The sequence below is a fragment of the Spirosoma harenae genome, assembly GCF_054776975.1.
In genome coordinates, this window is the sequence record NZ_BAAHBD010000054.1 from 62,677 (window position 1) to 85,061 (window position 22,385).

The 22,385-nt window shown below is 46.6% G+C and carries 15 protein-coding genes; 4 read left to right on the forward strand and 11 right to left on the reverse strand.

Annotation, left to right across the window (positions count from 1 at the left end; all coding sequences use genetic code 11):
- The first annotated feature begins 361 nt into the window (after positions 1–361).
- Positions 362–1,366, forward strand: a complete 1,005-nt coding sequence (locus tag ACYVE4_RS32535) for a YpdA family putative bacillithiol disulfide reductase (RefSeq protein ID WP_461044601.1) — start codon at positions 362–364, stop codon at positions 1,364–1,366.
- Positions 1,367–1,691: 325 nt separating this feature from the next.
- Here the strand turns inward: ACYVE4_RS32535 and ACYVE4_RS32540 are convergent, their stop codons facing one another.
- Positions 1,692–3,062: a sensor histidine kinase gene (locus ACYVE4_RS32540; protein ID WP_461044602.1), complete on the reverse strand. Its 1,371-nt coding sequence runs from the start codon at positions 3,060–3,062 to the stop codon at positions 1,692–1,694.
- A 21-nt stretch (positions 3,063–3,083) separates the two neighbouring features.
- The gene (locus tag ACYVE4_RS32545; protein ID WP_461044603.1) at positions 3,084–6,239 is read right to left on the reverse strand and encodes a cyclic nucleotide-binding domain-containing protein; all 3,156 of its coding nucleotides are present in this window, start codon (positions 6,237–6,239) and stop codon (positions 3,084–3,086) included.
- Between the two features lie 201 nt (positions 6,240–6,440).
- Here ACYVE4_RS32545 and ACYVE4_RS32550 point away from each other — a divergent pair, with 201 nt between their 5' ends.
- The 3 genes from ACYVE4_RS32550 (at position 6,441) to ACYVE4_RS32560 (ending at position 11,749) form a co-directional block, all read left to right on the forward strand.
- Positions 6,441–9,239 (forward strand): 2-oxoglutarate dehydrogenase E1 component, encoded by a 2,799-nt coding sequence (locus tag ACYVE4_RS32550; protein WP_461044604.1) that lies wholly within the window; start codon positions 6,441–6,443, stop codon positions 9,237–9,239.
- A 102-nt stretch (positions 9,240–9,341) separates the two neighbouring features.
- A complete protein-coding gene (odhB, locus tag ACYVE4_RS32555; protein WP_461044605.1) occupies positions 9,342–10,982 on the forward strand; it encodes a 2-oxoglutarate dehydrogenase complex dihydrolipoyllysine-residue succinyltransferase in 1,641 nt (546 codons plus the stop codon).
- Positions 10,983–11,143: 161 nt separating this feature from the next.
- Positions 11,144–11,749: a Uma2 family endonuclease gene (locus tag ACYVE4_RS32560; protein WP_461044606.1), complete on the forward strand. Its 606-nt coding sequence runs from the start codon at positions 11,144–11,146 to the stop codon at positions 11,747–11,749.
- 8 nt (positions 11,750–11,757) lie between these two features.
- Here ACYVE4_RS32560 and ACYVE4_RS32565 read toward each other — a convergent pair whose 3' ends face one another.
- The 9 genes from ACYVE4_RS32565 to eno all read right to left on the reverse strand — a co-directional run bounded on the left by ACYVE4_RS32565 (position 11,758) and on the right by eno (position 22,210).
- A complete protein-coding gene (locus tag ACYVE4_RS32565; RefSeq protein WP_461044607.1) occupies positions 11,758–13,014 on the reverse strand; it encodes an MFS transporter in 1,257 nt (418 codons plus the stop codon).
- A gap of 70 nt (positions 13,015–13,084) precedes the next feature.
- On the reverse strand, positions 13,085–14,389 hold the full coding sequence (locus ACYVE4_RS32570) for a Gfo/Idh/MocA family protein (RefSeq protein WP_461044608.1): 1,305 nt from the start codon (positions 14,387–14,389) through the stop codon (positions 13,085–13,087).
- Between the two features lie 132 nt (positions 14,390–14,521).
- A complete protein-coding gene (locus ACYVE4_RS32575) occupies positions 14,522–15,292 on the reverse strand; it encodes a 3-ketoacyl-ACP reductase (RefSeq protein ID WP_461044609.1) in 771 nt (256 codons plus the stop codon).
- Positions 15,289–16,734, reverse strand: coding sequence for an oxidoreductase (locus tag ACYVE4_RS32580; protein WP_461044610.1), 1,446 nt, complete (start codon positions 16,732–16,734; stop codon positions 15,289–15,291). Before ACYVE4_RS32580 ends, ACYVE4_RS32575 begins: the two co-directional genes overlap by 4 nt.
- Positions 16,731–18,113: a glycosyl hydrolase gene (locus ACYVE4_RS32585; protein WP_461044611.1), complete on the reverse strand. Its 1,383-nt coding sequence runs from the start codon at positions 18,111–18,113 to the stop codon at positions 16,731–16,733. Before ACYVE4_RS32585 ends, ACYVE4_RS32580 begins: the two co-directional genes overlap by 4 nt.
- Positions 18,114–18,257: 144 nt before the next feature.
- Positions 18,258–19,835: a 2,3-bisphosphoglycerate-independent phosphoglycerate mutase gene (gene gpmI / locus ACYVE4_RS32590; RefSeq protein WP_461044612.1), complete on the reverse strand. Its 1,578-nt coding sequence runs from the start codon at positions 19,833–19,835 to the stop codon at positions 18,258–18,260.
- A 64-nt stretch (positions 19,836–19,899) separates the two neighbouring features.
- Positions 19,900–20,418 carry a low molecular weight protein-tyrosine-phosphatase gene (locus ACYVE4_RS32595; protein ID WP_461044613.1) on the reverse strand — a complete coding sequence of 173 codons (519 nt, stop codon included), beginning with the start codon at positions 20,416–20,418 and terminating at the stop codon, positions 19,900–19,902.
- A gap of 113 nt (positions 20,419–20,531) precedes the next feature.
- On the reverse strand, positions 20,532–20,843 hold the full coding sequence (locus tag ACYVE4_RS32600) for an FtsB family cell division protein (protein ID WP_461044614.1): 312 nt from the start codon (positions 20,841–20,843) through the stop codon (positions 20,532–20,534).
- Positions 20,844–20,929: 86 nt separating this feature from the next.
- The gene (eno, locus tag ACYVE4_RS32605) at positions 20,930–22,210 is read right to left on the reverse strand and encodes a phosphopyruvate hydratase (protein ID WP_461044615.1); all 1,281 of its coding nucleotides are present in this window, start codon (positions 22,208–22,210) and stop codon (positions 20,930–20,932) included.
- Between the last annotated feature and the right edge of the window lie 175 nt (positions 22,211–22,385).

Consider the following 22,385-nt stretch of genomic DNA (forward strand, 5'->3'; position numbering starts at 1 on the left):
GCGAGTATATTCGTTGGATCAAACTTAAAAGATTTTCAAGTGTTCTATTTATTTCATAAACGGTATACTTGTCTCTTGAGCGGTAGGTTTATTTAGTAAAAGCAAATATATTGGACACATAGAAAGTATACCTGTTGTTTACCTCTTATACAACAGATTATATATTTAGCGGTCGATAGTATATTTATGTACTAGACAATATTGATAATTTGCTAGCCAGCCAAACCCACTACATGAGGAATCTTTGCCAGAAACTCTTCGTTGCTAGTATTAAGATCTATAGCATCATAAATCTGTTTTTTAGGCAGTATTTGTACAACTAATTGCCTTCCGAGAAAACAGCGTTGATCTAACTTATAGCATGCAAGTATTCGATGTCATTATTGTTGGCGGTGGTCCCTGCGGACTTGCTGCCGGGATTGAAGCTGCGAAAGCCGGATTGAGTCATCTGATTCTGGAAATGGGAAGTCTGACCGAATCCATTCGGCAGTATCCTCGCCGGATGCGCTTCTTTTCAACCGCCGAAAACATTGAAATCGGTGGATTGCCTTTTCCAATTTCAGGCGTTAAAGCAGGCCGTGACGAAGCACTTCAATACTATCGGAAAGCAGCCGCATACTATAACCTGAATTTTAAATTATTCCAGGAAGTCTGGGAGGTTCATAAAGAAGGCGATCTTTTTACAGTTACGACGACCGCTGGAGACCGATACCAGGCGCGTAAAGTGATTATGGCCACGGGGTATTTCACCCGTCCACGCTGGTTGGCTATTCCGGGCGAAGACCTGCCACACGTTTCGCATTATTACGACGAGCCGTTTAAATATTCCTTTACGAATGTGGTGATTATTGGTGCATCTAACTCCGCTGTTGAAGCTGCGCTGGAGTTGTACCGCCACGACGTCAATATTACTATTGTTCACCGGGGCGAAGATTTTCGGAGTACGGTAAAATATTGGCTAGTGCCTGATGTAAAGAATCGGGTAAAAGAAGGAAAAATTAAAACCGTTTTCGATTCCTGTGTGACGCAGATCGACCCGCATCACGTGACAATTACGAATCTAAAAACGGGCGAAGAAAGCCAGTTACCCGCCGATTTTGTCTTTATTCTAACGGGCTATATTCCAGATGCCGCATTACTGGCTCGTTGTGGAATTGAGCTGAATCCGCAAACGCAGGTGCCTGTTTATAATAAAGAAACGTTCGAGACCAATATTCCCGGCTTGTATGTATGTGGTACAGTACTAGCGGGTATTTATACCGAAAAAGTATTCATTGAGAACGGTCGCGAACATGCGCAATCCATTATAGATCACATTATGGGTCGGGAAGTGCATAAAGTAGCTGAACTGATTCAGCGTATTTAAATGGCTGGAAGATCTGGCCATTCACCCTCAAAAACCTCGGATATTTTGAGGGTTTTTCGTTTTCAATTGGATAAAAAAACAAGTGCCCCCACCAAAGGTAGAGGCCTGTAATCGTAACTTGAACTTTAATATCTTTTTAGACTTTGAGAATTTTATCAGGTAACGAAAACGGTTGACGTTGATAGGTCTGTCCCTTGATTCGTTATATATAGTCTATAGATTTCTTTCTTGTCGATAGTGGCGGCAAAGATAACAATATTTATAGGTTTATTTACTAATATTTAACGAGTGTTTTATTTTTTTATAGAATAGACTAGGCGAACCATTAAGTTGGTAGTGTAATAATAAATTTTGTTCCCTGGCCTTCTTTGCTTTCTACTTCCATTTCGCCATTGTGCCCCTTGGTAATGATATCATACGCTAATGATAAGCCTAGCCCTGTTCCTTCTCCTGTTGGCTTGGTGGTGAAAAAAGGCTGGAAAATCTTCTGCTGTAATTCTTCTGGAATTCCTGTACCGTTATCACTGACGGTGATGATCGCTTCATCCTTGGCGTTGCGGGTTGTGAGTGTTACTGTTGGCTGATAACCCGAATCTGTGCTTTGCTTCTGGCGTTGTTGAACGGCGTAAAACGCATTGGTAAACAGATTTAGTAAAACCCGACCAATATCCTGCGGAATCATACTGACTTCGCCTAGCGATGGGTCGAAATCTGTTTTGAGCTGGGCATTAAACGTTTTATCTTTTGCCCGCAACCCGTGATACGCTAATCGCAGATATTCATCGCCCAGCGCATTCAGATCGGTTGGTTCACGCTGCCCTGTACTAGCCCGCGAGTGCTGAAGCATCCCTTTTACGATGGAAGCTGCCCGACTGCCATGTTGGGTGATTTTCTGTAGATTTTGTCTTAAATCGGTGAGTATTTCGGCTTCAAGTTCATGATCGCGCTCTTCTTTGGCCTGTTCTTCACTTAATTCATCAATCAACTCGATGCTCACTTCCGAAAAGTTGTTGACGAAGTTGAGGGGATTCTGGATTTCATGAGCAATTCCGGCGGTCAATTCGCCCAGCGAAGCCATTTTCTCGCTGTGAATCAGCTGGCTTTGGGTCGCTTTGAGTTCGTCTAAGGCGAGTTCCAGTTCTTCTTTCTGACGGGTAATTTCTGCGGTTCGTTCCGCTACCAGATACTCTAGTTCATTCTTCTGGGCTTCAACGATGCGCCGTTTCTCGACTTCCTTTTCACGTTCCAGCTGCTCGCGAGCCAGCGCTTTCTTCTGCCGGTTCGCGATGATTGTAAACGTAACTAACCAGATGAAGGCAAACGTAGCCGTCGAGTCAAAATAATCTTCGTTTGTTTTGTAGAAGGCGGGAGCTAAATGCGTTACCAAATCCCTAATAACAATGATTATGGAATACGGAGCAATGCCTAACAATAGCGTTCGGGCTGGGCGGAAGTAATACAGTTGCCAGATCGTAAAACCAATGGCACCAATCATAATCAGTTGGTACCAGATAAGCCAGGGGTCGGGAAATATCTCCCCAAGTGCCATCAGAATCAATCCGCTGACCCATACATTCTTGAAAATTCGGTCCCATTCGGGCAGACGAGTAGCTGTTTCCAGCATACTCCGAATGTATCGGGTTACCCCGAAAGCCATACCGACCGCTACATACGATTCACCATCTGACCAGTGCATAAGGGTTTTCGTTAAAGGGATTTACCTTCCTGCTAATACTTCGTTCTGACGCCGGATGCGCGCCGATAAACTTCGGACAATGCTACGTAAGATTTCTCCACGTTCTTCCATTAGATCATAGAAATCGTCCTGATCGATTCGGAGCAGACGTACATCCGTCACGGCTTCAACAGTTGCAGACCGGGCTTCGGTATCTAGCAGCGCCAGTTCGCCGAAGAAATCACCCCGACCGAAACGCGCCAGTTCTGTCTCGCCATCCAGTACAACAACCTCGCCAGTATAAATTACATACATTCCCGTGCCAAGATCGCCTTTATGAAAAATTGGCTCCCCTGCTGCAAACTCCTCTTCTTTCATAATCGGTGTAATGCTGGCCAACACATTTTCTGGTGTTTGCGAGAACAAACTGGTTTGTGCTAATAGCAAAACGCGATCGTAAGCGGCAATTTGTTCGGTCGATTGGGTTGAATGGCTCATGAGTAGAGGGGATAAAATAGGAAACCGATCCTGTAAAGATAAACGTGCCGCTTGCGATTCTGTCGTTGATAAACGTCGCAATACTTCGCTGACGGTCCAGGCCGAAAATACAGTTTCACCTTTTCGCAGAATAAAGGCCCGAATCGGTTCTGTATCTTCAAACGATTCCAACTCACTATCAAGAATACGTACTTTTTCAGCCAGGGGCAGATCATCAACCAACACTTGCAAGGTTTGATAGGTCGCCCTTGGAATTAGGTTGTCCAGCATTTCGAGCGCATTCGCCCGACGTTCGCGAGCGGGGTGGCTAATGCCCATCCGCGCTCCGGCAATGGTTTCCGAATTATATAATTGAGCAAGTACATCGAACAATCGCTGAAGCAGTACTGAGAGCTCATAATCAAGCGTTTTTGTCAACTCGGTATCGCTCATACTCCCGTGTAACAAACGTTGTGCCAGCAGCACTTCCTCGTTCATCAACCGGCGAAACAACACATCGTCGGCCGGTTCGTTCGGAAAACGACGTAAAGCTCGAATAGACGCCCCTCGAATCACTAAATCCGGCTCCTGCGCTAATCCGTTTAGAAACTGTCGACTTTCTGGCGTATAAATCGTCCCGGCAATAGATGCCAACCGCTCTATAGCCAATCGCTCCTGCGTTGCCTGGCGACGTTTGCGCAGAAACGAAATCAATTCTGAGCCATGCCCTTTCAACGCCTGAACCACTGTGCGGCCTATTTTATCGTCAGTGAGATGTTGAAGAAGATACTGTGTAAGGTCTTTATCCGCTAATCGCCCGGCAGCAAGTATAGCTGCTTTATGGATGTCTGGATTAGAACTGGCTAACTGCTGATTGACGATGGGGGCAAATTCATTCAATCGTAAATCAGCGATCAAATTCAGCGCGATTTGCTGATGTGTCGGATTAGCGTCGTTGGCTAATTGTTTCAGGTTCTTCTGTGCCGACCCATCGTGCGGGTTCAATTCAAGGATACCTTTTATCGCCCCTTGCTGAATATGCAAATCGGTATGATTAAGAAGAGGAGCCAGTTCGGCCGCTTCAACGTTAATCCGGCGACCTAACAAATACGCAGCCTGTTGACGGAGCGAAGGGTCCGAATCAGACAGCGCAATGTGCATGAGCTGACGAGTCGGTTTGGGCTGATGAATATGGGTTATAGTCGCCAGCGTTCGTCGACGTACGTTGACATCCGAATGGGCGAGTAAGGACGGAACATGCTGAGCCAATTCGGTTGGATTATGCGCATCGAGCCAGCTAATGGCCGTCATCACATCTTCAGTACGATCGCTTTTTAACTGATCGATTAAACTTTTCTGGGCTACAGTCGGCATTGCCAGTTGATCGCGTTCTAAAAATCGTCGGCCAATGGCGTCGTTCAGTTCGTGTAGATAGCGAGTATAGGTATGTTGCAACAGCCATACAGCCCCCGCGAGTAAAGCAAGCCAAATCAATGCACCACCTGATTCGAGCGTAGTATGCAGTACATATATCAATAAACCGGCAAATCCTAATCCGATGGGTTCATAAAGCCCCTTTGCCAGCGTGTGCCCTTTCAGGCGTTGAGGTGGTAAAAGGGGTTGAAACAAAACCAGAAAAACCGGATCGAATAAAGCCCGGCGCACTACTTCAAATAACAAATACAATGCGCAGAAATAAATCAGCAAAACGGTTTCGGTCGTGTCTGCGAAACTTAATAGAGCTAATCCCAGCAGACCAGCCAGCGCTACCCAAGGCAAAACCAGCAGCGAGCGTTGTACGCCAAACTTATCCAGCACTTGCCTAGACATCAACAATTTTACCAACATCGCTATACCATACGTAAGCGCCAGTACATAACTGACGTACTTTATGACATCTGTCTGATCGTGGAATCGGTGCTTTACGTTGATGAAAAAATTGTACTCAATTTCAGTCGCAACGGAGGCTAGGATCGCTAGACTCAGGCACATGTAAAAAATCAACTCACTACCGCCGAATCGTTTGCCAATCAGTCGAGAAGGTTCTCGACCAACAGCACGGTCTGAGCGATGAGGAGCATGTACATCATGTGATTGAATCGTTAAACGCAATACATACAGCGAACCCAAAAATGCGGCAAAAGCCACTAATAGCAAACGCAATACATCAGCATGCGCATGAACCAAAGCCGCCAAAATTGCTCCTAACGCTTTGGCGGGCATATCGCCCGAACTAATTACGCCAAACAGTCGCTTGCTCTGTCGTGTATCGAACACGACCGCTGAAACGCCCCAAAATTCAAGATTAGTCAATAGATAAATCAGTCGATAGCCGGTCATAATAGCCACCGCAGCCGCTACTGAGTGTCCCACTGCCACCAGTATTGCAACGACAATCGTCATCACAACCACCGATATAAGTACACGAGCGGCTAATGTTTGCAGCACCAGATGATGCTCGAAATAGGCATAGATCCGACCAACACCAATCATGGCTAATGCCGATGTAATGTAGGCGACTGGCAAACTGGTTTCGGGATGATTTTCGAGGAGAATGGCATTGGCTGCGACGTAAATCAGAATAGTGCCAATGCCCAGCAGAAAATTATGGATAAAAAAAAGCCCCACGGTTTGTCCTTCCTCCGGGCGGATGCCTAAGGCACGTTGCCATCGTTGCTTTGCGGAAAGAGTTGAAGGAATGGGAGCGTCACTAGCAATCATAAACGGTCTTCACAAGGCTATTGATAGCCAAATATAAGCATCCATAACCCAATAAATCGGAAGACAACTAAAACCAGTTTTCTGCTGTTTTATCGGTAAGCGCGTCGTTTGCCATCTTCATAGGATAAAAACAATATTTTTAGATCAACTGTGTAACGCATACACTACCTTTGTGGGTCAAAACAACGACGCGCGCCCGTCATGGATCAGTATTCGTATATCGCCAACTCAGATGCAGCTTACGTAGATCAACTTTATCAGTCTTTTAAGCAAGACCCTCAATCAGTTGACGAAAGCTGGCAACAATTTTTTAAAGGATTTGAATTCTCATTAACCTACGGCGAAAGTGCCGACCTAAGCCACACCGATACAAACGGAAAAGCCAATGGAACTGCTCCGGCTGGTATTTCGGCTAATGGAAATGGTAAAGCCACGGCCACTAAACCTGTAGATGCTACTCACGCTGAAAAAGAAGTATCGGTCGCGAGTCTGATTAAAGCGTATCGTTCGCGTGGTCACCTGCTGGCGAAAACGAATCCGCTCAAAGAACGGAAGGACCGCCAACCTCGCGTCGACCTTCCCGATTATGCCCTGTCGGATGCCGATCTGGACACGGTGTTCGAGTCTGGTAAACTGCTCGGAATCGGACCGGCTACGCTTCGGGTTATTATGGATTCGTTGCGGAAGATTTATTCGGAGGAAATTGGCTTTGAGTATATGTATATCCGCGAGCTGGACGTGAAAAACTGGCTGCGAAATAAAATCGAGAAAGAAGCGCTTGTTTTCGAACCGACGCTTGACGAGAAAAAACGTATTCTCGAAAAACTGAATGAAGCTACGGTTTTTGAAAATTTCTTAGCAACCAAATACCTTGGTCAGAAACGCTTCTCACTCGAAGGGGGCGAAGTAACGATTCCTGCGTTGGATACGATCATCAGCCAGGCCGCCGATATGGGCGTTGAGGAAGTGATGATCGGTATGGCACACCGGGGCCGTCTGAACGTTTTGGCCAATATTCTGGGAAAATCCTACGAATCGATTTTCGATGGTTTCGAAGGAAACGTACCGAATCAGGTACACGGTGATGGCGACGTAAAATATCACTTAGGTTATTCGAGCCTGACCGAAACCAAATCGGGCAAGCAGATTAGTGTTAAGCTGGCGCCAAACCCATCGCACCTGGAAGCCGTAAATCCCGTTGTTGAAGGATTCGTACGCGCACAAACCGACGAAGAATATAAGGGCGACTTTAAGAAAATTATGCCTATCCTGATTCACGGCGATGCCGCTGTGGCTGGACAAGGTATTGTCTATGAAGTTACGCAGATGGCGAAACTGGCGGGTTACCAAACCGGCGGTACCGTCCATTTTGTGATTAACAACCAGATTGGTTTTACGACGGATTTCGAAGACGCACGTTCGTCGATTTACTGTTCGGACGTTGCCAAGATTGTGGATGCGCCGATTTTCCACGTCAATGGTGATGATCCAGAAGCGGTGATTTTCTGTGCGAAACTTGCCGTTGAATTCCGGGAGAAATTCAACCGGGACGTATTTATCGATATGGTTTGCTATCGTCGGTATGGACACAACGAGTCCGACGAGCCGAAGTTCACGCAGCCAACGATGTATAATATCATCGATAAACACGCCAATCCACGCGAACTGTATAAGGAGTTACTTATCAAGCGGGGCGATGTTGATGCGGAACTGGCGCAACGCATGGACACGGAATTCAAGCAGCAATTGCAGGATCGGCTCGATCGTGTGAAGCAGAAAGCCGAAATTCCTTACAAACCACTTCGGCTTGACCGAGACTGGGCAAACCTTCGGTTCAGCGAACCGGCCGATTTTGAGCAATCGCCTGAAACGGGTGTGGCCCTAGAAACGCTGGAAACCATTGGGAAAGCTTTGGTAAAAACGCCCGAAGGATTTAAGCCACTCAAGCAGATCGATAAGTTGTTGAAAGATCGGCAAACTATGCTGACTGATACGAAGATCGTGAACTGGGGTACGGCTGAACTGCTGGCATATGGTTCGGTTTTATTGGATGGGAATCCAGTTCGGTTAAGTGGACAGGACGTACAACGGGGAACGTTCTCGCACCGTCACGCTGTACTGCACGACGCTGATACAAACCAAACCTATTCATCGCTCGACTTTATCAAAGAAGGCCAGACGAAGTTTCAGGTATATAATTCGCTGCTATCGGAATACGGCGTACTCGGATTTGAGTATGGTTACGCAATGGCAACGCCTAATGCACTCGTCATCTGGGAAGCACAATTTGGTGATTTCTCGAACGGCGCCCAATTAATCATCGACCAGTTTATAGCGGCTGCCGAATCGAAATGGGGTATCCAGAACGGGGTTGTGATGCTGTTGCCACATGGCTACGAAGGGCAAGGTCCTGAGCACTCCAATGCTCGCCCAGAACGCTATTTGCAGTTGTATGCGGAATACAACATGACGGTCGCGAACATTACAACACCGGCTAACTTATTTCACATTATGCGTCGGCAGTTGGCGTGGCCGTTCCGTAAGCCGCTGGCGATTATGTCGCCAAAATCGCTGTTGCGCCACCCAAAATGCGTTTCTCCGCTGGAAGATCTGACCAAAGGCTCGTTCCAGGAAATCATCGACGATAGCTACGCACAGGCGAAAAAGGTAAAACGCGTGCTGCTTTGCACGGGTAAAGTATATTATGATCTACTCGAAAAACAGCAGGCTGACCAGCGCGATGATGTGGCAATCGTTCGTCTGGAGCAATTAGCTCCTCTATCGAAAACCCAGTTAAATAAAGTACTGGATAAGTATAAGAAGGTTGAGAAATTCTGGGTGCAGGAAGAGCCCGAAAACATGGGCTACTGGACGTATCTACTGCGTGTGGGCCTACATTGGCCAATCATTTCGCGGAAAGCTGCGGCTTCACCTGCAACTGGTTATCCAAAAATTCATACTCAGGAACAAGCCGATATCGTTCGGAGAGCGTTTGAATAAAAAAAAGTTTGAAGTCTATAGTTTGACGTTCGTAGTTATCTTTTCTTGCGCTATGAACGTCGAACGTCAAACCTCGAACTACGAACTGCAAACTACAGAAAAATGGCCGTTGACATGAAAATTCCTCCTGTGGGGGAGTCCATTACCGAAGTAACTGTTGGCACCTGGTACAAAAAAGAAGGTGACCAAGTAAAAATGGATGATGTGCTTTGCGGACTCGATTCCGATAAAGCAACATTTGAATTGACGGCTGAAGCCGACGGTATTCTGCATATTCTGGCGCAGGAAGGCGATGTACTTCCTATTGGTGCCAGTATTTGTACAATCGATGATGGTGGAAGCGCATCGGCTCCAGCCCCTGCTGCCGAGCCGGCTAAAGCTGAAACGCCTAAGGCCGAACCTGCCCAATCAGAACCGGCTCCTCAGGCTGCTCCTGCTGCACAGGCCGTTGCGGAACCAGCAAAAGCTTCAGCAGCGAGCGTCATCGAAATGAAAGTGCCTGCGGTAGGTGAATCTGTTACTGAAGTTACGATTGCTTCGTGGAGCAAAAAAGACGGCGATCAAGTTGCGTTAGATGAGGTGCTTTGCGAACTTGAATCCGACAAAGCGACCTTTGAATTACCTGCTGAAGCGGCCGGTACGCTCCGCATTATGGCGCAAGCTGGTGAGACATTATCAATTGGTGCGTTAATCGCCAAAATTGAAGTGGGCGCTGGCTCAACGGCCTCAACTCCAGCTAGCACACCCGCTCCTCAGCAATCGACGAGTACGCCCGTTGCTGAAACAAGTTCAAATGGACAAAATGGAAGCAGTTACGCGGCTAATTATCCATCGCCCGCAGCAGCCAAAATTCTGGACGAGAAAGGTGTTAATGCTCAACAAGTTCAGGGAACTGGTGTAGGTGGTCGGATTACGAAAGAAGATGCTGTGAAAGCGTCTCCAGCTCCAGCGCAAACAGCGACGCCAACTCCTCCTGCTCAACCTACAGCCGCTCCAAAACCTGCTACGCCAACCCCAGCAGCAGCTCCGGCGGCAACAGGAGAACGTAGTCAGCGACGAGAAAAAATGACTTCGTTACGGCGAACGATTGCCCGTCGGTTGGTAGCGGTGAAGAATGAAACGGCTATGCTGACTACTTTCAACGAGGTAGACATGAAGCCGATTATGGATCTGCGCAATAAATACAAAGACAAATTCAAGGAGAAACAAGGCGTAGGGCTGGGCTTTATGTCGTTCTTCACGAAGGCTGTTTGTATTGCGCTGAAAGACTTCCCAGCCGTAAATGCCCAAATCGACGGCGATCAGATCGTTTACAACGACTTCTGCGATATTTCTATTGCCGTTTCAACGGAGCGTGGTCTGGTTGTTCCAATCATCCGAAACGCTGAACAGCTAAGCTTTGCCGGTATCGAGAAAGAAATCGTTCGTCTGGCTGGCCTTGCCCGCGATAACAAGCTGACGATTGACCAGATGACGGGTGGAACGTTTACGATTACCAATGGCGGTATTTTCGGTTCGATGCTTTCAACACCGATCATCAACGCGCCACAGTCAGCTATTCTCGGTATGCACAACATCATTGAGCGGCCAGTTGTCGTTGACGGTCAAATTGTAGCTCGACCAATGATGTATATTGCGTTGTCGTACGACCACCGGATTATCGACGGAAAAGAATCGGTAAGCTTCCTGGTTCGCGTGAAGCAAATTCTGGAAGATCCTTCCCGAATTCTGTTTGATATATAATTGATTTTGATCGCCTTTGTTAACATCCCGAAAGTCCTACACTTTCGGGATGTTGCATTTTAGGAGCGAATAATTCTATTTGTCAAGTAACTAAAAGATAGAACAGTGTAGCTTTTAAGGAGGAATTTTGTATATTTGATCAATCGCTAATAATCATAACTATGACGGGCATCGTATTTCCAATTCCTTTAGAGCCAGGCGTTGATATGTTCGAGCAGATGCGCCGTATGACAGACGATGAATTTTATTACTTCTGTCAGGAAAATATTGATTACAAGTTCGAGCGTGATGCGAACGGTAATATCAAACTAATGGCACAAACGGGTGGCGAATCGGGTATTCGTAATAGTGAATTAACAACTGACCTGACAATCTGGAATAGAAAATATCGTTTAGGATTCGTGTTTGATTCGTCTACAGGATTTAATCTTCCTAATGGAGCTAATCGTGGCCCAGATGCGGCTTGGATTAGGAAAGAACAGTGGGAGCAAATAACGCCTGAACAACAGAAGAAATTTCCACCCCTTTGTCCAGATTTTGTTGTTGAGCTATTGAGCGAATCGGATACGCTCAAAGAAACCGCTGTTAAAATGCGGGAATACATGGATAATGGCTGTCGATTAGCCTGGATGATCGATCCGAAAACAGAGGAAGTTCGTATTTATCGGGAAGACGGGTCGATTAGTGTGGTTCACGGCTTCGACAACCTTCTGTCGGGGGAAGTTGTATTACCCGATTTCTCTTTCGACTTACGATTATTGCGCTAAGCTATTCGCTAGCCCTCTTCCACGTAATCCATATCTTTTTTGAATGTCTCATCCAGATATGTGAGCGCAATTAGTGCAACGACTAATGTCAAAATACCTACGGTGAGTGCGCTATAAACGGTGCCTAGAGTGGGCTTCAATTGGACGAAAATGGCACTGAGCGGAATCGTAGCGGCTCTGACGAAATTGGGTATTGTGGTGGCAACGGTAGCGCGTAGATTGGTGCCAAATAATTCGGCGGCAATGGTTACAAAGAGTGTCCAGTAGCCATTTGCAAAACCCAGGCAGACGCAGACGATATAAAACATGGTTAAATCACTGATTGGTGCGAGGAGATAAACCAGTATAAATACCAGTGAAAGCAGCATAAACAGGCGAATAACCTTCTTGCGACTCTGCATCGACTGACTTAGAAATCCACTGACCAGATCGCCAAAAACCTGCCCTGAAAAACTTAACATTACGGCTTTCCCGGCTACGACAGGTGCGCTAACGCCCAATGCTTTGGCTAATTCCGGTGAGAACGTAATCAGAATACCTACCACGAACCAGATAGGTAAGCCAACCAGAATGCATTGAACGTATTTCGCAATTCGACCTTTATCCGAGAATAGGGTTTGTACGCTGCCTCGTTCAACGGCTTGCTGTTTAATTTTGGTAAAAAGCCCCGACTCCAGTACGTTAAATCGTAAAATGAGTAGAATTAGGCCCAATCCACCGCCGATAAAATAAGATATGCGCCAATCGAATAGATCAGCCATAAAATAAGCCAGAATAGCACCCAATACGCCCATCGTTGCCACCATCGTGGTGCCATATCCTCGAATTTCTTTCGGTAGAATTTCGGTAACAAGGGTAATGCCAGCGCCTAATTCACCCGCTAATCCAATACCGGCGATGAACCGCAAAATCACGTATTGATTTAGTGAGGTAACAAAACCGTTGGCGATGTTGGCCAGTGAATACAATAGAATGGAGCCAAACAGTACCGAAAGACGCCCTTTGCGATCTCCCAAAATGCCCCAGAAGATACCTCCAATCAATAATCCAGCTGTTTGTGTATTCAGTAGTAAGAGACCATCTCCTAACAGTCTATCACCATCTACGCCTAGCGCTTTCAGGCTGGGGACCCGTACTACACTAAACAAAAACAGATCATACATGTCCACCATGTAGCCAAGTGCAGCGACCAGTACAGGAATTTGCAGCAGTTGACTTATGGTTGATTGATTATTAATTGATTCGGGCTTACTAACTGGCTTCATCCGGGCAATTGGTTTTCGGGCATATGATGAAAACCTAAAAGGTCTTTAAGACCTTTTAGGTTTTGACTAATTATACTTTTTCGGGTACCACGAATGGGGCGCGATATTTCCGGGTAAGCATCTGATTCGCTTCTTTATCGCCAACGAATACTTCATTTTTCGGGTCGAAATGGAGCGTGCGGCCTAGTCGGTAGGAAATGTTCCCCAGGTGTGCAATTCCCGACGCCATATGTGCTGTTTCGACAGGACCGTTTTGCTTCGATTTATCCCGCGACCGTACGCAATCGATGAAGTTGGCGTAGTGATCGCCACCGGCTTTGCGGGCGGGGCCTGGGGTACGTTCTTTCCCTAAGAAGGTTTTATAGTCGTCGTAACCATTGATAACCATATAGCCTTTATCACCATAGAAAAGGTTACCGATTTCAACGCCGTCCTCCTTATTTGTCATCCAAGGACGAACTTCAAACTGAATTACTTTCCCTTGCGAAGGGTATTTATAAACAGAAGTGAGTGTTTCGGGCGTTTCTTTACAATCCTTCCAGAGAAACTTGCCACCTGACGACGTGATTTCTTCGGGAAGTCCCACGTTTAGGCCCCACATACAAAGATCAGTTTCGTGAATGCCCTGATTACCAATATCACCGTTGCCGTAATCCCAGAACCAGTGCCAGTTGTAGTGCACGTAGTTTTTACTGAATGGTTTTTCCTGAGCGGGACCTTGCCACATATTCCAGTTTAGTTCGGATGGAACAGGGGATGTACCTTGATTACCAATATCAGGCCGCCATTTGAAGACCAGTCCCCGCGCCATATAAACATTCCCAATCAGGCCATCTCGTAAGTGTTTGATCGCTTCCTGAATGGCCTCTGAACTACGCAATTGCACACCATGCTGCACAATACGATTATGTCGATGGGCAGCTTCGACTAGTTTACGGCCTTCGTAGAGGTTGTGTGCGCCTGGTTTCTCAACATATACGTCTTTGCCTGCCTGACACGCCCAAATTGCAGCCAGCGCATGCCAGTGATTTGGCGTCGCAATACTGACGGCGTCGATGTTTTTATCCTCATAAACTTGCCGCAAGTCAGCCATCGTCTGGACTTTACGATTGTATTTTTTCTCGAAATCAGCTGCCCGTTCCTGCAAAACCTTGCTGTCGACATCGCAAAGCGTTACCACTTCCACATCTTTAAGTTTCGAGAATCCCTGAATATGGTCTTTACCGCGACCATTGACGCCAATAACGGCTACCCGGACGCGATCATTAGCACCAAAAGCATGAGACGGAATAATGGTTGGCAATCCAATCGCAGCCAAAGAGCCTAAGGCTGCGGTTTTTATAAACTCTCTTCGAGACTCGTTTTGACTTTCCATGAACGACTAGGATTGGGGATTTTAAGGAATGAATTCAGTAGTATGTAAATCAGTCGATAGCTAAGCAGAATATGCTCTAAAGGGGATAAACTGACAAAACTAATCGCGAAGCAAAGACTGATTATCAAAATCTTACAAACGTGGCAAGGTCATGCCGCCATCGACCATAATAACTTGCCCAGTCGAGTAAGGGAAGTTTCCTATTGCTAATGAGGATACAGCTCGACCCACATCTTCGGGAAATCCCCAGCGTTTCTGCACGCATAAGCCATCGGCAATCAACTTGTCATATTTGGCTGTTACACCTGCTGTCATATCGGTCTGAATAATTCCTGGTCGAACTTCATACACAGGAATATTGAACTCGCCAAGCCGAGCAGCAAACAGTTGAGTAGCCATACTCAATCCAGCTTTCGCAACGCAATATTCTCCCCGGTTGACCGAAGCTACCGTAGCCGAGACGGATGATACGTTGATGATGCTGCCCGTGAATGTAGCGTCGTTTCGTTTCTGCTCAATCATCCAATTAGCAGCTGCCTGTGTTAGAAAGTAAGCGCCTTGCAGATTCGTTGAAAGGACGTATTCGAAGCTTTCTTCGGTAGCTTCCAGAATATCGCGACGTTCTTTAGGAGCTACACCAGCGTTGTTTACCAGCACATTTAATCGGCCGAAATGTGCCTTTATCGTTTCCAGCATAGTCAGCCGATTCTCCTTTGAGGCAATGTCGCCAGGGCAGTAAATTACTTCGGCGCCCAACGCTCGTAGACTTTCCAACGCTTCCGCCACAGCTGATTCAGGACGCATGCCGTTGATTGCCAGATCAAAGCCAGCTTTTGCCAGTTGCTCGGCAATTCCGTAACCAATGCCACGACTACCGCCTGTTATGAATGCTACCTGTTTCACAGACTATCTTTGTAGGCTTTAAGTTGTTCAGCTTCTGGACTCTTTTTATAGAGTGGATCTAGCGGGTAACACCCTGAAATTAAACCGTTTCGCGGAGCCGTAGTGCAGTCGGAAAAGGTACGGCATATCAGATTGCGGACTAAGGTTTTTCCGACAGTCATGTCAGCAGGCATGGTTGGGTATGACAACACCATGCGACCAAAGCCGATGCTATCGGCCATATTGTTACGCAATACATACTGCGCTACGTTGGGAAGCCACTCCTGCAAATACGAATAGCCAGACCCAATTATCACTAGCTCGGGAAAAGCCTGTTTTAATTCATTTGTTATATCGAGATGACGTTTTACGCCAATGAGCGGATCTTCGGGTGGAAGGTAACCGTCGGAAGGAGGAAATAAAGCCGGGCGTGTTAAATGTGGATTGTAGTAAGGACTGCCTGCTGTGATGCAGATGATTTGAATACCAAGCGATTCCGCCAGCGACAGAAAGGCTTTGGTTTCGGTAAGATCGAAATCCAGCCCGCCTGGTTTGCCACCAAACGCAAACCGATACTGGTCAGCTTCTTCGGGAACACCTGTGCTAGTTGGTCCTTTTTTGAATGGAAGCATATCCACTGCACTCAGACGAATACCCATTTCTAAGCCCGGTGCTGCCTGACGAATACCTTCCACAATACTTCTCAAGTATCTTGTTCGATTCTCAAACGAACCTCCGTATAGCCCTTCTCGACTGACTGCACTCAGGAATTCATGTCCTAGATAACCGTGGCAGTGTTTAACATCGACAAAGTCGAAACCAGCTTTCTGTGCCAGCACAGCTGCGTCAATGTAGTGCTGAATAATTTGATCAATCTCCTTGTCGGTAAGCGTCGGATAGTCAGCCGTCATCCCGAATTTGCTGTTCAAGATCGGATGGCTGTATACTATTTTCGATTCGAATTTTTTGTGGCTATGGGGTTTGCAAAAACGCCCGGAATGGGTGAGTTGAAGGCCAATTAGTAAATCGTCGGTATTGCCGAATGCTTTGGTATGTTCGTCCAAAATCAACTGTCGTAATTCGACAAAGTCAGGAAACGTATCCTCATTGATTACCAATTGATTCGGATTCGCTTTTCCCGAATGACAGACCGCTACGGCTTCGCAACCAAATAGCAATTTGGCTCCGCTGATCGCAAATTTCTTCCAGCGATTTCGGGTAAAATCCGTTGGTCGCCCGTCGAGCGTACCATCCCAGCCTTCCATCGGCAAAATACAAAGGCTGTTCCCAATCGTCTTACCCGATTTAAGCTGAATGGGTTTATTGAAAGGACTTTCGGAAGGAGGTGTTAACGTGTCATCAAATGGTAGATCGATGGTGTTGGTTGTCAGGTAATTCCGCAGGTCAGTTGCTGTTTTAAACTGCGCCATGCGGGGAAACTGGGGTTTATATTTCTCGCTCATTTTGGCAAACAGTTAAAGAAAGTATAATACGGTTCGTTGCGGATGATACGCTGCACATAAAGCGCAACTTCTCGGATGTGATAATCCCCCCACATACTTGATTCACCATTAGCAATTTTGCTGCTCGGTGGTATGTAATCCCAACCGTTCGGCTGATGATAAATCGAATGCAAAAGCAAGCCCTGATGCTCAGAATCAGTACTTAAATATGGCTCGTCCAGCAATGTATTCAGTACTGTTAGCCCGGCTTGGTAATAGCGCTTGCCTGCTGACTCCTCGCCTTTTTCGGTTAGGTATTTGCCTAAACGTAGCAACCCTTGTGCACCAATGGCTGCTGCCGTACTATCTACCGGCTCAAATTCATTATAAGGATCGGCGGGTCGATTGAGGTAATCACCTAATCGGTGGAGATTTGGCGCACCCGTATCCCAGTAAGGAATGCCATTGGTGGGTGTATGGTCGATGAAGAAATCGCAGGTAGCGGTGGCCGCTCTTAGCATGAAGGCTTCGAGGGTGCTACGTCCACCGAAGGGTTCTAATTCAGCATCAGGACGAGTTACAAGCCATTCCAATTCTTCGGCAAAACCACACATGGCCCAAGCTAATCCGCGCGTCCAGGTCGTAAAACCAGAGTAACCTTGTTGTGAATTTGGGCAACGGAAATTGCCATCCTTTACATTGAATACGCTTTCATGGGCCGTCCGACCCCAAATATCGTACGAATCACGCCCTTCGCCGTAAAAGACAGAGTAATCGGCAGTCGCTTTTATATGTTGTAAGGCTCGTTCCAGCAAGCTGATTTTTACATCACCTTCGCCCTGAAACACATGACCCAGCGCGTGGCTCAGCACCAGCGCCCGGCACGAACGTATTGTATCAACAAATAGTGAATGTGGCCCATTAAAGGAGCTAATAAAACCGCCATTTTTAATAGGTGTCCAGCGGCTAGCCTGTACAGCACCAGAGATTTTTAGTGCCAGTTCATAGAAATTACGCTCCCACTCATTATCTGGAATTCGGCCTTCGCGCATTAGCCGGAGCAGGTTACCATATGTGCTGACGTTGTTGAAACCGTGGTCATGCACACCAATATGGCTGACGTGCGGAGCCATCACACGTAGCGTATTATCGCGACCTATTTGCAGGAATTCAGCGTCATTTGTCGCATCGAACTGTAAAATGGCGGAGCCAAACTGAAACCCTTGCGTCCACTCTGTCCAGCCGCGCGTTGTGTATTTTCCAGCTGCCGTAAACACGGGCGAACCTTTCGTGACGTCGTATTCTTTTTCAATGAGGTGAATCTTCTGACCGGAAAGCTCCCAGAACCGGGCAAGTTTTGATGAAAGATCGGTAGGTTGTAAGGAATGGTTAATCTGCATACTAGGTAAAGGCCGCGAGTTTATCGTGTACCTTTCCTAAAGAACAAACGGTGTATTGTACTACTTTAAAAACGTTTCAGGTTCCATGTTTCAAGTTGTTAATATGAACTTGAAACATGGAACCTGAAACGTTTTAACTCTAACTTACCCTTTGATCAAACTCACTCCGCCCATTTCTGGTGGTTGTGGAATGCCCATCAATTGTAAAATCGTTGGGGCAATATCAGCTAGTTTGCCGTCTTTCAGTTCGGGATGGTAGTCTTTATCGACCAGAATGCAAGGCACTAAGTTGGTCGTGTGGGCTGTATTGGGCGTGCCGTCATCGTTTTTCATAAATTCAGCGTTCCCATGATCAGCAATAATAATCGTCGCGTAGCCATGTGCCAGTGCGGTTTCGGTAACGGCTTTCGCGCAGGTATCTGCCGTTTCAGCCGCTTTGACAACCGCTTCGAAAACGCCCGTATGGCCAACCATATCCGTATTGGCGAAATTCAAACAGACGAAATCGACCTCTTCCTTTTCCAGTTCTGGAATGATCGCGTTCCGAATGTGGTAAGCGGCCATTTCGGGAATTTGATCGTAGGTTTTTACGGGGATCGTTATTTCTACGCCACGGTCATCCAAAGCCGTCATTTCTTTGGGCGACGGGCAGAGTAATCTTTTTTCACCTGTAAATGGCTCTTCGCGACCACCCGAAAAGAAGAACGTAACGTGTGGATATTTCTCCGTTTCGGCAATCCGAATCTGTTTGCGACCAGCGTTGGCAACAACCTCGCCCAGCGTATTATGCAGGTTGTCTTTATCAAAAATGACTTTTACGTTGGCAAATTCGCTGTCGTAATTCGTCATAGTGATGTAATTCAGCGCCAGTTTTTTCATGCCCTGTTCTGGGAAATCCTTCTGCGTCAGCGCTTGAGTAATTTCGCGGCCCCGATCTGTGCGAAAGTTGAAACACAACACAACATCCCCTTCTTTAATCACGGCAACTGGCGAACCGTCGGCATTAGCGACAATGATTGGCTTGATAAACTCATCTGTCACATTGGCATCGTACGACTCCTGAAGGGATTTAGTTACGTCATCAGATGCTACTTTTTGGCCTTCACCATGTACCATTGCATCGTAAGCAACCTTTACGCGCTCCCAACGATTATCGCGGTCCATCGCATAGTAACGCCCTATAACGCTGGCAATTTGCCCCGTCGTAGCCGCCATGTGCGCTTGTAAGTCTGTTAGATACTCAATACCTCCTTTCGGATCGGTGTCGCGTCCGTCGGTGAAAGCGTGAACAAATACGTCAGTCAGATTATTAGCGTGGGCAATGGATAATAACCCCTTCACATGATCGATGTGGGCGTGAACACCGCCATCCGAAACCAAGCCAATAAAATGAACTTTCTTGTTGTTAGTTTTCGCGTAATTCAGCGCATCGACCAGCACAGGTTCTTGATCCAGCGTATGCTCGTCAACCGCCTTGTTGACTTTCACTAAATCCTGATAAACGACTCGTCCGGCACCCAGATTCATGTGTCCTACTTCCGAATTTCCCATTTGTCCGGCAGGCAAGCCAACGGCTAGTCCAGAAGCTTCCAGCGTACTGTTTGGATATTTCGGATAGAGCGAATTCATAAACGGCGTATGAGCCGATTCGATAGCTGATACCTCAGGTTTGAGCGGAATTCCCCAGCCGTCGAGAATAATGAGAATGACTTTTTTGTTCATGTTTCAATGAGTGAAAGAGTGAATGAGCGAAAGAGCGAAATGAGGGGAGGACTTATGCTAGCACTCACTCTTTCACTTTTTCGCTTTTTCGCTCATTAAGATTATGTTGCTGAACCAGATACGTTAATAACTGACCACAGCATCGTAGGCAAATTTGATAAACTTCTTCAAAAACGTCGGGACCTTCGTAATAAGGATCAGGAACGTTGGGTTGATCGTTTACGTCCGGATCAAATTCACGAAGCAGAAAAATATTGTCGCCAGAGGATAGACCTGTACTCCGATAGGCTAATTTTTCGATGGTTTCGAGATTTTTTTCGTCCATCGCTACAAAATAATCGAACTGTGCCAGATCATCACCCGTTAGTCGGCGGGCGCGATGGGTGAGCGTTAAGCCATGTTCAAGGGCATTCTCGCGAGTCCGGCGATCTGGTAAACTGCCAATGTGATAGGATGAAGTTCCGGCAGAGTCGCAGTGTATTTGTTTCTCCAGTCCAGCTTCAGCAATGACCTGTTTAAATATACCTTCCGCCACCGGCGATCGACAAATATTACCTAAACAAACGAAGAGGACGTTTAACATAGTGATGAATGATAAGTGATGAGTGATGAGCGATAAATACTGATTCCGAGGCTTTCAGCTAGCTATCAATATTTATCACTCATCATTCATCACTCATCACTTATAATTCATAATTACTTTTCAAGCGGTTCATTGTGTTCGTCGACGATGACGAACACATCTTCTTTTGGTTTTTTCATCAGGTATTTTTCGCGGGCGAATTTCTCGCGAAGACGGTCAGTGCCAAGCAGTTCCTGACGTTCCGTCTGGACTACTTTGATGCGACCCTCATAAAACGTGACTTCCTCTTCCAATTGACGCAATTTCCACCAGTTCCGAATCTGTGTTGGTAGATCATTAGCATCAAAAAATAGCATCCATACGAAAAGCCCCACGCCAGTAGCGACGTAGAAGTTGCGGAGGTAGCGAAGAGTTTTCTGTAGCATGATGAATGATGAACGATAAGTGATGAACGATAAGTGATGAATTTTTCGCGTCAGCCAGTTTATCACTTATCGTTCATCGCTCATCACTAAAACTTAAGTCCTGGGAAATACGCGGTTTCGCCGAGTTCTTCTTCGATACGAAGAAGCTGATTGTATTTCGCCATCCGGTCAGAACGCGAAGCTGAACCCGTTTTGATTTGACCTGTATTCAACGCTACAGCCAGATCAGCGATGGTAGCGTCTTCGGTTTCGCCCGAACGGTGCGACATGATGTTCTTGTACGAATTCCGTTTTGCCAGATTTACGGTATCGATGGTTTCGGTCAGTGAGCCGATTTGGTTCACTTTCACCAGAATTGCATTGGCAATTCCTTTATCGATTCCTTCCTGCAGACGGGTTACGTTCGTTACAAACAGGTCATCACCAACTAATTGAGTTTTGTATTCTTTCAGTAGATCGGTTTGTGCTTTCCAGCCCGCCCAATCGTCTTCGGCCATACCATCTTCGATGGAGAGGATGGGGTATTTACTAGCCCACTCTTTCCAGAAGCCAGCCATTTCCGACGAAGTTAGTTTGTCACCTGTCGATTTTTTGAAGTGATACATGCCTGATTCTGCATCGTAGAACTCCGAAGCAGCCGCATCCATCGCTACCCAAACATCTTCGCCCGGACGATAGCCCGCTTTCTCGATCGCCTGGAGAATCGTTTGAATCGCTTCATCGTTCGATTTGATGTTCGGCGCGAAACCACCTTCGTCGCCTACGTTGGTAGCTAAGCCCATTTTTTTCAATACACCCTTCAGCGTATGGAAAATTTCGGTACCCATCCGCAGCGCTTCCGAGAACGTCGGTGCATTGGCTGGCATTACCATAAATTCCTGGAAATCAATCGAGTTGTCGGCGTGCGAACCTCCGTTCAGGATGTTCATCATCGGTACTGGTAAGGTATTGGCATTCACACCACCGATGTAGCGATAGAGTGGCAAACCGGCTTCCTGTGCAGCAGCTTTAGAAGCCGCCAATGATACGCCTAGAATAGCGTTCGCGCCCAGACGACCTTTGTTTGGTGTGCCGTCCAGTTCAAGCATGATTTTATCGATGATATTCTGTTCGAAAACAGAAACACCAACCAACTCGGGGAAAATGAGTTCGTTAACGTTAGATACCGCTTTCAGAACACCTTTGCCGACATAAACTTTTTTGTCATCATCACGAAGTTCAACGGCTTCGTGGGTTCCAGTTGATGCGCCCGACGGCACAGCCGCACGGCCTAAAAAACCATTTTCGGTACGAACGTCCACTTCGACAGTTGGGTTACCGCGTGAATCCAGAATCTGTCGGGCATGAATGCTTTGGATGGTACTCATTGCAGAGAAATAAGAAGGAGTTAATGACGAATTAACTATTGGTCAATCTACTGGTTTATGGAATATGACTACCAGTTCGTTAGGCCAATTAGCTTACCAGCCGCAAAGTAACGAAATACGGGGCAAAACTTCAGAAAATGAATCGGATTGGTGCGTGACTTAATGAATTATTCAT